Raw genomic sequence first — 13,533 nt, 5'->3', positions numbered from 1 at the left:
AGGACCGCCAGGACCTCTAGGACAGTCAAGACAGGAGACGAGCGGTGAAGAGCACTCCCCAGGAGCAGCCGGTCGCCGAGGCCCCCAGCTTGCAGGAGCTCCGGCAGCGGGCCCTCGCCGCCGCCTCGCCCAAGGCGTACGGCGAGGGCGCGGCCATCGTCTGCGACCGGCTGGTGCGGATCTTCAGCGCCGAGGGCGTCGAGGTCCAGGCGTTGCAGGGCTTGGAGCTGACCATCCAGCAGGGCGACCTGGTCGCCCTGGTCGGTGCCTCCGGCAGCGGCAAGTCGACCCTGCTGACCATCCTGGCCGGGCTCGACGTGCCGACCGCCGGAAGCGCCACCGTCGCCGGCTGCGACCTGCTGGAGATGTCCGCCCGGGAGCGGCTGCGCTACCGGCGCGAGGTGGTCGGCTTCATCTGGCAGCAGACCGCCCGCAACCTGCTGCCCTTCCTCACCGCCGCCGAGAACATCGCCCTGCCGATGCAGCTGCGCGGGCGCCGGGCCGGGGCCGGGCGGGCCAAGCAGCAGGCCGACCGGGTGGCCGAGCTGCTGGAGGCGCTGGAGATCGGTGACCTCGCCCACCGCCGCCCCAACGAGCTCTCCGGCGGCCAGCAGCAGCGGGTCGCGATCGCGGTGGCGATGGCCAACAACCCGCCGGTGCTGCTCGCCGACGAGCCCACCGGCGAACTGGACTCCGAGACCGCGGGGGTGATCTTCGAGTCCTTCCGCACCGTCAACCGCGAACTCGGCGCCACCGTCGTCATCGTCACCCACGACCCGATGGTCGCGGGCGAGGTGCGCCGCACGGTCGCCATCCGGGACGGCCGGACCAGCAGCGAGGTGCTGCGCCGCACCGTCACGGACGAGCACGGCGAGGAGTCGGTCAACGAGCGCGAGTACGTGATGCTGGACCGCACCGGCCGGGTGCAGCTGCCGGTCAAGTTCCTGGAGGCGCTCGGGATGGAGCACCGGGTGGCGGTCGACCTCGCGGCCGACCACATCGAGGTCCGTCCGGACGACATCGCCGGGCACTGAGGCGCCGGGCACCGAGGAAGCGGGTGGGCGGCGGCCGTCGGGTCCGTCAGCTGTCGCCGCCCATCCGCTGGAAGAGCCCGCTGCCTTCGGCGTCCGCGCGCAGGTCGGGTGCGTCCTCACCGGCGCGCTCGCCCCGGGCGGTGGCGGTGCAGAGGGCGAAGACGAGCACTGCACTGGCCGCGACGGCGAGGATTCCGAGTGCGGTCAGGACGCGTAGCCAGGTCAAGGAAGTGCCTCCTGGGGACGGTGCGGAGGAACGCCGCCGGGGTTGTATCGGCAGTTCGGTCCGCACGGTCGAGTGTCCACAGGCGGTTCTTCCCGTCGTCCGCCGCGCGAGAGGTCGCCCGCGCGGGCGCTCGAAGCATCAGTAGGGCGCGTCACACTCCCTCGCGCGCCCCTGTAGGGGTGACGGTCCGTCCCTCCGAGGACGTGGCCAACGTCCGCAGCGCGTCGAGGTCCGGCTTCCCCGCCCCGGTCAGCGGGATCCCCGGCAGCACCAGGACGGAGTCCGGCGCGCACCGCGGCCCGACCCGCTCCCGGGCCCAGCGGCGCAGTTCCTCCGCCGTCGCCCGCGATCCCGGCCCGGTGACCACGGCCGCGTGCACCCGTTCCAGCCGGTCCGGGCCGGCCGTCGCGAACATCACCGCCTCCCGCACCTCAGGGTGCGCGCGCAGCGGCTCCTCGACGTCCCGGGGGAAGACGTTGTGCCCGTCCACGATCGCCATCGGGCGGCGCCCGGCCACCGTCAGATAGCCGGCCGCGTCCAGACTGCCCAGATCGCCGGTGTGCAGCCAGCCGTCCCGCAGCACCCGGGCGGTCAGCTCGGGGTCGCGCCAGTAGCCGACCATCGCCGTCGGGGTGCGGACGCAGATCTCCCCGGTCCGGCCCGCCGGCAGCACCGTCCCCTCCTCGTCCACGATCCGCACCTCGGTGTCCGGGAACGGGCGCCCGGCCGTCGCCAGCAGCCGCGGGTCCAGGTGCTCGTCCGGGCCCAGCCTCGTCACCGGCCCGCACTCCGTCAGGCTGTACGTCTGGTGCAGCACCCGGCCCAGCCGCCGCGTCGCCTCCGCCAACCGGCGCGGCGACGGCGGACAGCCGGTGTACGTGACGCGGCGCAGGCTGCCGGTGTCGGTCGCGCGCAGCAGCGGATGGTCCAGCACGCGGTAGAGCAGGTGCGGCGGCAGATACACCCGGGAGACCCGGAACCGCTCGATCGCCGCCAGCACCGCCTCGGCGGCGAAGGCCTCCTGCAACACCACCGTGCCGCCCGCCGCCAGCGCCAGATCCGCCGTCGTACCGCCGCCGTGGCACAGCTCCGTACAGAGCAGGAACGTAGAACCGGACAGGAGCGCCGGTCGCGGCGGGCGGCCGAACCGGCGCAGCACACCCTTCGGCCGGCCCGTCGTCCCGCCGGTGAACCGCACCGCCATCACGTCCTGCGGGCGGAACCGCGGGGCCAGCGGCTCCGGCGAGCAGGACGCGGCCGACGCCGACAGGTCCACCCCGAGCGCCGACGGCCCCAGCGCGAACAGGCCCGCCGAGGGCAGCGACCGCGCGATCCCCCCGGCGGCGGCCCGGCAGCGGGCCGGATCGAAGACCAGCGCCGACGTCCCGGCGAACCCGGCCAGCGCCACCGACTCCCCGACCGGGCCGTCCGGATGCGGCATCGCGACCCGGCACCCCAGCAGGTTCGCGGCCAACCGCACCAGCACCGCCTCCGGCCGGTTCCCGGCCAGCACCGTCACCCCGTCCCCGCGCCCGAGCCCGGCACCCGCCAGCGCCCGCGCCGTCCGGTACACCCCGTCCAGGCACTCCCGGGCGGTCAGCGCCTCCTCCCCCCAGCGGATCGCCACCCGCCCCGGATCCCGCTCCAGCCCCGCCAACACCAGCCCGGTGTACGTCGGCCCCGACTCCGCCATGCTGCGGCCTCCTGTCTGATGGGACGTCAGCTTAGGGCGGGCGCGGTGGTGGAGTGGTGCCGGGGATCCCGGGTGCAGGGGCCGCTGCCGGGGCGTCCTGCCGTGACCGGACCGGAGTGCCGTACCCGCGGCCGGGAGTTGTTAGGGTTCCCCGTCGGACAGGGACGGGGGACACGTGGGCACCAGCACGGGCACGGCCGAGGCGCCGGGCGGGCAGGGGGCCGAGGAGCGCCCGCACGGCGTCCTCGACCTGCGAGGCGTCGCGGGGGCGGCGTTCACCGTGGGCTACCCGCCCGATGCCGTCGTGGTCGTGTCGGGCCTGCCGGGCGCGGGCAAGAGCACGCTGCTGCGGCGCTGGTCCGGGGCGGGGGCGGTGCCGACCGTCGACCCGCGCGCCGTCCACGAGGCCTGCGAGGCGGTCATGCCCGCGCGCCTGCCGTACGCGGTCTACCGGCCCTGGGCCCGGCTGGAGCACGTCCGGCTGCTGCGCGCCTCCGTGCGGCGCGGCGGGCCACTGCTGGTGCACGACTGCGGCAGCCGCGCCTGGATGCGCCGCTGGCTCGCCCGCGAGGCCGCCCGGCAGGGCCGGCAGCTGCACCTGGTGCTGCTCGACGTCGGTGCCGCCACCGCGCTGGACGGCCAGCGGGCCCGGGGCCGCCACGCCTCCGCCCGGGTCTTCGCCCGCCACCGCCGGGGCCTGGACCAACTGCTCGCCGCCTTCACCCGCCACACGCGCTCCGGCGCGCCGACCCCGGCCCCGGAAGCGGCGTCCGTCCTGCTCCTCGACACCGCCTCCCGCTCCCGCGCCACAGCCGTCCACTTCGGCCCGGCCCGGTGAGGCCCCCGGCGGAGGCGGTGACCGGGAACAGTGCCTGAGCCGCCGGGAGCGGTGAAGTCCCCTGGCCGGAGCGGTGGTCAGAGGAGGCCGAGGTGGGGGTCCACGGCGGCGAGTCGGCAGGTGGCGTCCCAGAGGCGGTCGGCGACGGCGCGGTCGGTCAGGTGGGGCTGGGCGGGTTCGAGGCGGGGGGCGCCGCGCAGGCCGAAGACGCGGGGGCCCCAGAGCTGGCCGCCCTGGGCCTGCGGGTCGAGGACGGCCCGGACGATCGGCCACGCGCCGTGGTCCTTGCCCTGGAGGAGGAGCCCGGCCGGCAGGCCGCGCAGCCCTTCGCCGACGGTCCGGGTGTGGACCGGCGGGCGGGGCGGGGTGAGCGAGTCGAGTGCGCCGCCGGGGTGCGCCAGCAGGCTGAGCACGGTGCTGCCGGCGGCGCGGAGGCGTCGGTCGAGTTCGAGGCCGAAGGTCATCTGCGCCAGTTTCGAACGGCCGTAGGCGCGTTTGGGCCGGTAGTCCGCGGCCGACTGGAGGTCGTCGAGGTCCAGCCGCTCCGAGCGGGCCGCGAAGCTGCCGACCGTCACGATGCGGCCCGCCGGTGCGGCCGCGAGCAGGGGGGCCAGCCAGCGGGTGAGCGCGACGTGCCCGAGGTGGTTGGTCGCGAACATCAGCTCGTGCCCGGCGCCGGTCTCCCGGCGCGGCGGATCGTCCAGCGCGACCCCGGCGTTGTGGACGACCGCGTCGAGGTGGTCGAGGGCGAGCCCGTCCACGGCGGCCCGCAGGGAGGGCAGGTCGGCGAGGTCCAGCGGGAGGTGGCGCACCACGGCGCCGGGGACGCGGGAGCGGATCGACGCCATGGCGGCCCCGGCCCGACCGGCGTCCCGGCTGCCGAGCACGACCGTGGCGCCGGCCCCGGCGAGCTGCTCGGCGACGAAGTAGCCGATACCGGCGTTGCCCCCGGTGACCAGGACGCTCCTCCCGGCGGCGGCCGGCGGCCGGTGAACGTCCCACGGCCGGCTGCGGGTTGTGGACGACATGCTGATGACCTCCTGGCGAATTCGGGGCCGCCGGGACACCCGCGATTCGAGACCGCGGCCCCGCCGGCAGCCCCACGATCACAGGCCTGACCGGCAGATCGCTGACAGATCGCCGTCACCGCCGTCGGGCCTCAAGATCGTCGAACCGTCGGGTTTCGGGCCCGCGTCGGGTGGGGCCCTGCGAGACTGGGGTCAGCAGAGTTCGTCACGGAGAGAGGTCCGCATCCGCATGTCCAGCAGTGCCGCCGTCGACAACCCGTGGTTCCGCCGCTTCAGTCCGTCCGACTCCGCCCCCGCCCGGATCGTGATCTTCCCCCACGCGGGCGGCTCCGCCAGCTACTACATGGAGTACGCCAACGCGCTCGCGCCCTATGCCGACGTGCTCACCGTCCAGTACCCGGGCCGTCAGAACCGCTTCGCCGAACCGGCGATCGACTCGGTGCTGGAGCTCGCCGCGCAGCTCTACCGGGAGCTGCGCGAGTGGACGGACCGGCCGCTGACCTTCTTCGGGCACAGCATGGGCGCGGCCGTCGCCTTCGAGACCGCCCGCTGCTTCGCCCGCGACGGCCTCCCGGGGCCCGAGCGGCTGTTCGTCTCGGCGGGCCGCGCGCCCTCGCTGCCCCGGGAGACCGCCGTCTACCGGCTGCCGGACGACGGGCTGCTCGACACGATCGTGCGCCTCGGCGGGACGGACGAGCGGATCCTCACCATCCCGGCGCTGCGCGAGCTGATCCTGCCGGCGCTGCGGGCCGACTACACCGCCATCGAGACGTACCGCTGCGCGCCGGAGGCGACCGTGCCGCAGCCGATCACCGCACTGGTGGGGGAGACCGACCAGAACGCCACCGTCGACCAGGCCGCCCAGTGGGACCGGCACACCACCGGCGGTTTCGACCTGCGGGTCTTCCCCGGCGGGCACTTCTACGTGGCGGACCAGACCGCGGCCGTGGTCGAGGTGCTCACCGCGCACCTGCGCGGCTGAGCCGGCCGTGCCGGGGCGTGGCCGGCGCTGGTGGAGCCCCGGACCGAGCGGCCGGGCCCGCCCGGCCCCGGTGACGCGCCCCGGCGGCTCGGCTACTGTGCCTGCGTGACGGGCCGTCAGCCGGGCCGCCGGCGGCGCCGTCAGCCGAGACCACCCACCCTGGAGGCCGCCATGCGCCGGATCGCCGTCGTCGGAGCGGGCCAGGCCGGCCTGCAACTCGCGCTGGGGCTGGTGGCGGCCGGCTACCAGGTGACGCTGGTCGCCGAGCGCACCCCCGAGCAGGTGTGCGGCGGGCGGGTGCTGTCCACCCAGGCGATGTTCGGACCGGCGCTGCGGACCGAGGCGGCGGCCGGGCTGGACCTGTGGGCGGGGGAGGCGCCGGCGGTCCGCGCCGTCCGGTCGGTGCTCGCCGTGCCGCCCGGGGTGCGGGCGCTGGAGTTCACCATGACGCTCGACGAGCCCGCCCAGTCGGTGGACCAGCGGCTGAAACTGGCGCGCTGGCTGGAACTGCTGGAAGAGCGCGGCGGCCGGGTCGAGTACCGCTCGCTGGACCGGGACGGCCTGTGCGAGCTCGCCCGTCGGCACGAGCTGACGGTGGTCGCGGCCGGGCGCGGCGAACTGGCCGGGGTCTTCGAACGCGACGCCGCCCGCTCGCCGTTCGACCGGCCGCAGCGGGCGCTGTCCTGCCTGTACGTCCACGGGGTGGGCTCGCCGGATCCGGCCACCGAGCCGCGGGCGCGGATGCACGCGCTGCCCGGCCTGGGCGAGCTGTACCTGCAGCCGGCCCTGACCCTCTCCGGCCCGTGCGCGATCCTGTTGTGGGAGGCGCTGCCCGGCGGGCCGCTGGACGCGTTCCGCGACGCCCCGGCGCCCGACGCCCAACTCGCCCGGATCCGCGCCCTGTTGCGCGAGTACCTGCCGTGGGAGGCGGAGCTGTGGGCGGACGCCGAGCCGACCGATGCCGGGGCCGGACTGTCCGGCGCCGTCACCCCGGTGGTGCGGCGGCCGGTGGCGGAGCTGGGCACCGGCGTCGACGCCGTCCACGTGCTCGGCCTCGGCGACGCGGTGGTGGTGAACGACCCGATCGCCGGCCAGGGCGCCAACAGCGCCGCGCGGGCGGCGCAGGCGTACCTGCGGGCGATCGTCGAGCACGGCGAGGCCCCCTACACCGCGGACTGGATGTGCCGCACCGCAGAGCGCTTCTGGCGTCAACACGCCCGGCACGCGGTCGAGTTCACCGCCGCGATGCTCACCGTGCCGGACCACGTGCAGGGTGTGTTCGCGGCCGCCGCCGAGCACGAGGCGGTCGCCCGTCGGCTCGCCAACACCTACGCGGAGCCCAGCGACCACGCCGTCTGGCTGGCCACCCCCGACCTGACCGCCGCCTACCTCGCCTCGGTCCGCGACTAGGTCGTGTCCGACCCGCCCCGGGAGCCTCCGCGGTTGCCTCCGGGTGCCCCACGGGACGACGCTGGAGGGGGAACGTCAACGGGGGCGGGAGGCGTCGCTCGTGGACGGTCGCGGACCCGCAGGGCGTGCCGGCAGCGGCCACCGGACCGTGCCGCACACGGCGGACCTGCGGGTGGAGGCCTGGGCGCCGACGGCCGAGGGCTGCATCGGCGAGCTGGTGCACGCCGTCGTGGGCGGCTTCGCGGACCTCTCCGGCGCGCGGATCGTCGGCGAGCGCGGCTGCACCGTCCTCGCGGCGAGCGACGCGGACCTGCTCGCGGGCGTCCTGGAGGAGGTCGTCTACCGGATGGACGCCGACGGCGAACTCCCCGCCGGGCTGGCGCTCGGCCCGATCCGCGGTCTGGAGGGCGCCCGGACGGTCGAGGTCCGCTTCCGGATGGCGGACGCCGCCACCGCGGCCCTGGTCGGTGCCGTGCCGAAGGCGGTCTCGCTGCACGACCTGGACCTGCGCGCCGGCCCGGACGGCTGGACCTGCCGGGTGACGGTGGACGTCTGAGCGGGCCGGGGGCGGCACCGAGCGGGACGGGCCCGGACCGGGCACGGAACGCGGAACGGGCACGGAACGGGGTGAGCGAAGTGGAGATCGCACTGGTCGAGGCGGGCCGCTGCCGCTGGCGGATCGAACCGCGCCCGCCGATGCGGGTGCCGGGCGTGGTCTTCGCCAGCCGCGCGCTGCTGCCGCAGGCCGCCGGGGACAAGGCGCTGGAGCAGGTGGCCAACGTGGCGACCCTGCCGGGCATCGTCCGCGCCTCCTTCGCGATGCCCGACGTGCACTGGGGCTACGGCTTCCCGATCGGCGGGGTGGCCGCGACCGACGTCGACCAGGGCGGGGTGATCTCGCCCGGCGGGGTCGGCTTCGACATCTCCTGCGGGGTCCGACTGCTGGGCGCGGGCGTCGGCCGCGACGAACTCGACCCCGAGCGGGTCACCCGCCTGATGGACCTGCTCGACCGCACCGTCCCGCGCGGCCTCGGCCGGGGCGGCCTGTGGCGGCTGTCCGGACCGGAGGAACTGGACGACCTGCTGCTCGGCGGCGCCCGGTACGCCGTCGAGCACGGCCACGGGGTGCCGCGCGACCTGGAGCGCTGCGAGGACGGCGGCGTCCTGGCCGGCGCGGCCCCGGGCGAGGTCAGCACCCGGGCCGTCGAGCGAGGCCTGCACCAGGTCGGCAGCCTCGGTTCGGCCAACCACTTCCTGGAGGTCCAGGCCGTCGACCGGGTGCACGACCCGGAGACGGCGGCGGCGTTCGGCCTGCGGCCGGGCCAGGTGTGCGTCATGATCCACTGCGGCTCGCGCGGCCTCGGCCACCAGATCTGCACCGACCACGTCCACGCCATGGACCGCGACCTGGAGCGCCGGCGGATCGAGCTCCCCGACCGCCAGCTCGCCTGCACCCCGGTCGACTCGCCGCGCGGCCGCGCCTACCTGGGCGCCATGGTCGCCGCGGCCAACTACGGGCGGGCCAACCGGCAGCTGCTCTCCGAGGCGGCCCGCCGCGCCTTCGCCACCGCCCTCGGGGTCGGCCTGGAACTGGTGTACGACGTGTCGCACAACCTCGCCAAGCTGGAGACCCACGACGTGGACGGCGTGCCGCGACGGCTGTGCGTCCACCGCAAGGGCGCCACCAGGGCGCTGCCGCCCGGCGACCCCGGCCTGCCCGCGGACCTCCTGCGGGCCGGACAGCCGGTGCTGGTGCCGGGGACGATGGGCACCGCCTCGTACGTCATGGTCGGGCTGCCCGGCAACGAGGCCTTCGGCTCCGCCTGCCACGGGGCCGGGCGGGTGTGGAGCCGCCACCAGGCGCTGCGGACGGTGCGCGGCGAACAGCTGCGCGGCGAACTGGAGGCGCGCGGCATCGCGGTGCGGCCGGCGTCCTGGCGGGCGCTGGCGGAGGAGACTCCCCGGGCGTACAAGGACGTCGACGCGGTGGTCGCCGCCACCGAGGCCGCCGGGCTCGCCCGGCCGGTCGCCCGCCTGGTGCCGCTGGGCGTGGTCAAGGGCTGACCCGCCCTGCGGCGGTGTCCCGGGCGGTCAGCGCAGGTCGAAGGCGGCGGGGTGGTGTCCGGCCCAGATCCGGCGGGCGGTCTGCTCGGGGTAGCGGACGGTGCGGGGGCGGGCGTCCAGGACGCGGGTGAGCTGTTCGTCGGGGTGGAAGGCGGGCCAGCCGGGATCGCCGGTGGTGGCGAAGGAGACCCAGGCCCGGTGGAGCTCGTGGGAGACCGCGACGGCCTCCGGCGAGGGGGTGTCGCCGAGGAGTTGCCGCCCGATCGGGCTGTCCAGCGTTCCGAAGGCCAGGGGGACGTCGAGGCTGTGGCAGGCGCCCAGGACCCCGCCGAGCGCGGGCAGGGCCAGTTCGAACAGGTAGGAGGTGCCGCCGGCGGCGGTGTTGGCCTCGGCGAGCTGGAGCGAGGGCATTCGGAACAGGGCGTCGGAGCGGACGGACTCCAGCAGTTCGTCCGGGGTGGCCCGCGGGTACGCGGCGCGGTAGGCGTCGGGGCCGTGCGGCTGCGGGGCGAAGAGGTCGAGCGCGGTGCGGGCGTCCTGTTCGGTGAAGGTGCCGAGGAGCCCGGCCATGACGGTGAACAGCCGGAACTCGTCGCGGGTGTGGCCGACGAGCAGGTCGATCCCGGCGGCCCGGCCGGCGGCCAGGGCGGGCCAGGGTGCTTCGGGCAGGACGTCGCCGTCGACGACCGGGCAGACCGCGAGGCCGGACCGGGCGAAGGCCCCCCAGCGCTCGCCGTGTCCGGGCAGGTCGGTGCTGAGGGCGGTGAGCTCCCCGGCGAGGCGCCAGGGGTCGACCGCGGACAGGGCGGCGGCGGTGGGCGCGGTGCCGAGCCGGCCGGCCAGTGCGGCGGTGACGTCGGCGGCCAGGGCGGGGGTGCAGTGGCTGCCCGGCACCGAGTGGGTGACGGCGCGTCGGAACAGGCCGCGCACCGGCTTCATGGTGAGCAGTGCGGCGATCGAGCCGGCCCCGGCGGACTGGCCGGCGACGGTGACCTGGTCGGGGTCGCCGCCGAACGCGGCGATGTTGCGCCGGACCCACCGCAGTGCGGCGGCCTGGTCGAGCAGGCCGCGGTTGGCCGGGGCACCGTCGAGCCGGCCGAAACCCTCGACGCCCACCCGGTAGTTGAGGCTGACCACGACGAGTCCGGCGGCGGCCAGGGCCGTGGCGTCGTACATGGGGTCGTCCGAGGCCGCCGCGACGTAGCCGCCGCCGGGGATCCAGACCAGGACGGGCAGTCCGGCCGCGCCCGGGTCCGGGGTGTGGACGTTGAGCGTCAGCCAGTCGGTGTCCCCGGCCGGGCTCGCGGCCGTCGGCCCTGACTGCGGCGGGGTCGGGCCGAACCGTGCCGCCTCGCGGACGCCGTCCCAGGGTTCGGCCGGGGCGGGGGCGGCGAAGCGCAGCGCTCCCACCGGGGGCCGGGCGTACGGGACGCCCCGGAAGACGGCGTGCCGGCCGAGGAGGCGGCCGCGCAGCAGGCCCTCGGCGGTGCGCACGGTCGGGTGGGTGGGCAGGTTGTGCTCCGGCACGGGTCTCTCCTCGGTCCGGCTGCTCCGACCGCCTCCAGGGTAATCGGTCGCCGACGGCCGCCGACCGGCACCCGGACGGGCTGTTCGCCCGTTTCTGACCGACCGACCGGTTGGTGATCCTGTTTCCGGGCGCGGTGGTTGACGAGGTGTCAGGCATGGGTGAAAGGGCAGGATCCACTGTACGAACGGGCCGCTCCGCTTGCCCGTTCGGGCGGATGCCCGGTCCTGGCGGGCCCTATGGCGTCCGCCGGGCTTCCGGGCGGGTGTCACTCACGTCACTCTCTGTCCCATCAAGGCCGGGTTGGTGTTAGAAACGACTACTGAACCGGCCAGTAATGTCGCACTCCATTGACAGGTGCATGGTGTGAACGAGAAGTGAGGGAGGGGTGCGGTTTCAGCGCTTGATATCGCTCAACTGCCCACTGACGTTCAGCAGTTCGTGGCACTGGGTGGCCTGCTTCCCCGAGGCGGGCGTACCCGGCTGCTGGCAGACAACGCTCGCCGTCACCGTCTGGTCCTCGGGGACCTCGATGGGAGTCACCCAGTGATAGTCCTGGTTACGGAAGGTCTCCAAGGCGATGGTCGTGATCGTCTGCTCGCCGAACTTGATGGTCAACAGCCCCTGGTCGCCCTGGAAGTTGGCGGCGACGATGTCGGTGATGCGGAAGACCTTGCCGTGGTCCACCCGGTAGGCGCCCACCGCGGAGCCGCCGGTGTTGGTGGTCACGTCGACCGTCGTGGAGAACTGCTGCTCCGTCCCCGGGACCGAGCGGCCGGAGCCGCCGCCCGAACCACCGCCGGAGCCGCCGCCCGCAGCGCCGCCCTGCTGCCCCTGACCGCTCGGAGTCGCCCCGGGGACCGGGGCCGACGGAGCCGGGACGGGGGCCGGGGTGAACGAGGCGACCTTCTGCTCGACGGCCTTGTCGGCGGCCTGCTTCGCGGAACTGCGCACCGCCGGCCGAACCAGCGTGAGCCAGGCCAGCAGCAGCGCGAGCAGCGCCGCGATGAGCGCGAGCAGCCACTTGGGCAGCAGCGCGTGCTGGACGAACTCGCCCTCCAGCACGCGCGGCCGCTCGGCCGGCTGCGGGCCGTCCGACGCGGCGGCCTCGCCCTCCTGGCCGACGGTGACCTCGAAGGGCCAGGTGGCCGGCTTGCCGAACCAGATCAACTTGCGCGCGCGCACCCGCAGCCGGGTCTCGGCGGACTCGCCCGGTGCGAGTCGCAGCCGCTCCGGGGCGAACCCGAAGCGCAGCTCCTCGCCGGGCTGCGCCGGGGCGAACGTCACGACGGCCGCGGTGTTTCCGAGGTTGCGCACCGACGTCCGGTAGCGGGCGCGGAGCCAGCCCCGGCGGCGCCGGGGAGCGAGCGCGGCGCGCAGCTCCCGGAACGGCGTCACGGTGACGGTCGTCTCCGGCACGGTCACCAGTTCGGGCCGCTCGGCGGGCAACACCCGGATGCCGAGCGGGAACTCACCCGCCCGCACCTCGTGCGAGCGGGCCGGGGCGAGCCGTATCGTCACCGTCTCGGACGTCCCCGGGAAGAGCGAGAGACGGGCCGGCTCGACCGTCGTCCACGGAGCGCAGGCCCCGACCACCTCCAGCGAGTACGCCTCAACGATATCGGTGTCGTTGCGTACCGTCAGGGTCGTCGTGGCCACGTCTCCGGGCGACACCGTCAGCGCGGGAAGGCCGAGTTCGGCGGATGCGGTCATGCCGTGACGGTAGGACCGGAGGACACCCCCAGGAGAGAGCCCCGCGGGCAAGCCGCGGGCACACCCCTTGCCCGCGGGAACAACCGGGCCCTGCCCGGGGCCGATGCCCCGCCCCCAGCCAACGCTCCCCACCCCGTCCCCCCGGCAACACCCGCGGCCGGCTCCATGACATGGCGCCCGGCCGTCCTCACCATGCGTCCGGTGACGCAGACGAAGCAGAACGGAACAGTTGGATGACGATGATCGAAACCACCACCCATGAGGCCGTCGGGGCGACCAGGTCCGTGCAGGCCCGACCGCGTGGATCGGCCGAGCCCGCCACGGTGCGCGTGAACGTGAAGCCGGGCCGGGTCCAGGTGGCGGTGTACGCGGAGGACATCATCCTGCACACGGGCGTCGTCCAGCAGTTGAGGCACCGGCCGGAGGTGGAACTGCTCGCCGAGGGCGACGTCGCGCGCGCACAGGTCTCCCTGATGGTGGTCGACGGGCTGAACGACGCCGTGACCGACCGGCTGCGTCGGCTCCGCCTCAACACGCAGAGCCGGACCGGGCTGGTCGTGGGCCACTTCGAGGCCGGCGGCCTGCAGACCATCATCGAGTGCGGCGTCGGCGCCGTGCTGCGCCGTTCGGACGCCGACCAGGACCGGCTCGTCCACCTCATCACCGCCCTGGCCAACGGCGAGGGCGTCATGCCGGGGGACCTCCTCGGCAAGCTGCTCGACCGGGTCGGCAGCCTCCAGCGCACCATGCTCGACCCGCGCGGGCTGACCCTGTCGACCCTGACCGCGCGCGAGGCGGAGATGCTCCGGCTGGTCGCCGACGGCCTCGACACCAGTGAGATAGCGGCCGAGACCTCGTACTCCGAACGCACGGTCAAGAACGTGCTGCACGAGATCACCACCCGGCTGGGACTGCGCAACCGCGCCCACGCCGTCGGGTACGCGATGCGCCACGGCCTCATCTGAGGACGCCGCCGGAGCGTCGGCGCCGGATTGCCCTCAGGGGCACCGGTCGCTACCC

General features: G+C 75.3%; 12 protein-coding genes. 7 read left to right on the top strand and 5 right to left on the bottom strand.

The window, feature by feature from the left end:
- The first annotated feature begins 44 nt into the window (after positions 1 to 44).
- Positions 45 to 1,034 carry an ABC transporter ATP-binding protein gene (locus ACIO9K_RS12660; protein WP_363621811.1) on the top strand — a complete coding sequence of 330 codons (990 nt, stop codon included), beginning with the start codon at positions 45 to 47 and terminating at the stop codon, positions 1,032 to 1,034.
- Between the two features lie 46 nt (positions 1,035 to 1,080).
- On the opposite strand, the gene ACIO9K_RS12655 is transcribed toward ACIO9K_RS12660, so the two are convergent.
- Positions 1,081 to 1,260, bottom strand: a complete 180-nt coding sequence (locus tag ACIO9K_RS12655) for a hypothetical protein (RefSeq protein ID WP_363621809.1) — start codon at positions 1,258 to 1,260, stop codon at positions 1,081 to 1,083.
- 151 nt (positions 1,261 to 1,411) lie between these two features.
- Positions 1,412 to 2,953 carry an AMP-binding protein gene (locus ACIO9K_RS12650; protein ID WP_400329137.1) on the bottom strand — a complete coding sequence of 514 codons (1,542 nt, stop codon included), beginning with the start codon at positions 2,951 to 2,953 and terminating at the stop codon, positions 1,412 to 1,414.
- A gap of 175 nt (positions 2,954 to 3,128) precedes the next feature.
- Between ACIO9K_RS12650 and ACIO9K_RS12645 the strand changes: the two genes are divergently transcribed.
- The gene (locus ACIO9K_RS12645) at positions 3,129 to 3,791 is read left to right on the top strand and encodes an AAA family ATPase (RefSeq protein ID WP_363585569.1); all 663 of its coding nucleotides are present in this window, start codon (positions 3,129 to 3,131) and stop codon (positions 3,789 to 3,791) included.
- Positions 3,792 to 3,868: 77 nt separating this feature from the next.
- On the opposite strand, the gene ACIO9K_RS12640 is transcribed toward ACIO9K_RS12645, so the two are convergent.
- Positions 3,869 to 4,819: an SDR family NAD(P)-dependent oxidoreductase gene (locus ACIO9K_RS12640; RefSeq protein WP_400329134.1), complete on the bottom strand. Its 951-nt coding sequence runs from the start codon at positions 4,817 to 4,819 to the stop codon at positions 3,869 to 3,871.
- A gap of 229 nt (positions 4,820 to 5,048) precedes the next feature.
- On the opposite strand from ACIO9K_RS12640, the gene ACIO9K_RS12635 reads away from it, so the two are divergent.
- From ACIO9K_RS12635 to ACIO9K_RS12620, 4 genes are all read left to right on the top strand, one after another.
- The gene (locus ACIO9K_RS12635; protein WP_400329131.1) at positions 5,049 to 5,801 is read left to right on the top strand and encodes a thioesterase II family protein; all 753 of its coding nucleotides are present in this window, start codon (positions 5,049 to 5,051) and stop codon (positions 5,799 to 5,801) included.
- A gap of 105 nt (positions 5,802 to 5,906) precedes the next feature.
- Positions 5,907 to 7,211 (top strand): styrene monooxygenase/indole monooxygenase family protein, encoded by a 1,305-nt coding sequence (locus ACIO9K_RS12630; RefSeq protein ID WP_400329128.1) that lies wholly within the window; start codon positions 5,907 to 5,909, stop codon positions 7,209 to 7,211.
- Positions 7,212 to 7,311: 100 nt separating this feature from the next.
- On the top strand, positions 7,312 to 7,767 hold the full coding sequence (locus ACIO9K_RS12625; protein WP_400329125.1) for an archease: 456 nt from the start codon (positions 7,312 to 7,314) through the stop codon (positions 7,765 to 7,767).
- Between the two features lie 80 nt (positions 7,768 to 7,847).
- The gene (locus tag ACIO9K_RS12620) at positions 7,848 to 9,275 is read left to right on the top strand and encodes an RtcB family protein (protein WP_400329122.1); all 1,428 of its coding nucleotides are present in this window, start codon (positions 7,848 to 7,850) and stop codon (positions 9,273 to 9,275) included.
- A gap of 27 nt (positions 9,276 to 9,302) precedes the next feature.
- Here the strand turns inward: ACIO9K_RS12620 and ACIO9K_RS12615 are convergent, their stop codons facing one another.
- A complete protein-coding gene (locus ACIO9K_RS12615) occupies positions 9,303 to 10,802 on the bottom strand; it encodes a carboxylesterase family protein (protein WP_363621793.1) in 1,500 nt (499 codons plus the stop codon).
- Between the two features lie 394 nt (positions 10,803 to 11,196).
- On the bottom strand, positions 11,197 to 12,513 hold the full coding sequence (locus ACIO9K_RS12610) for a hydrolytic protein (RefSeq protein ID WP_400329119.1): 1,317 nt from the start codon (positions 12,511 to 12,513) through the stop codon (positions 11,197 to 11,199).
- 239 nt (positions 12,514 to 12,752) lie between these two features.
- Between ACIO9K_RS12610 and ACIO9K_RS12605 the strand changes: the two genes are divergently transcribed.
- Positions 12,753 to 13,478 carry a LuxR C-terminal-related transcriptional regulator gene (locus ACIO9K_RS12605; protein WP_400329592.1) on the top strand — a complete coding sequence of 242 codons (726 nt, stop codon included), beginning with the start codon at positions 12,753 to 12,755 and terminating at the stop codon, positions 13,476 to 13,478.
- The last annotated feature ends 55 nt before the right edge of the window (positions 13,479 to 13,533 follow it).

This window comes from Kitasatospora sp. NPDC087271, from assembly GCF_044744605.1.
GTDB lineage: Bacteria > Actinomycetota > Actinomycetes > Streptomycetales > Streptomycetaceae > Kitasatospora.
This window is presented reverse-complemented; position numbering and strand designations above follow the sequence as displayed.

Excerpts from the sequence above, each read along its gene's own strand:
- ACIO9K_RS12650 (WP_400329137.1), bottom strand. The coding sequence starts at position 2,953 with ATGGCGGAGTCGGGGCCGACGTACACCGGGCTGGTGTTGGCGGGGCTG.
- ACIO9K_RS12640 (WP_400329134.1), bottom strand. The coding sequence starts at position 4,819 with ATGTCGTCCACAACCCGCAGCCGGCCGTGGGACGTTCACCGGCCGCCG.
- ACIO9K_RS12635 (WP_400329131.1), top strand. The coding sequence starts at position 5,049 with ATGTCCAGCAGTGCCGCCGTCGACAACCCGTGGTTCCGCCGCTTCAGT.
- ACIO9K_RS12610 (WP_400329119.1), bottom strand. The coding sequence starts at position 12,513 with ATGACCGCATCCGCCGAACTCGGCCTTCCCGCGCTGACGGTGTCGCCC.
- ACIO9K_RS12605 (WP_400329592.1), top strand. The coding sequence starts at position 12,753 with ATGATCGAAACCACCACCCATGAGGCCGTCGGGGCGACCAGGTCCGTG.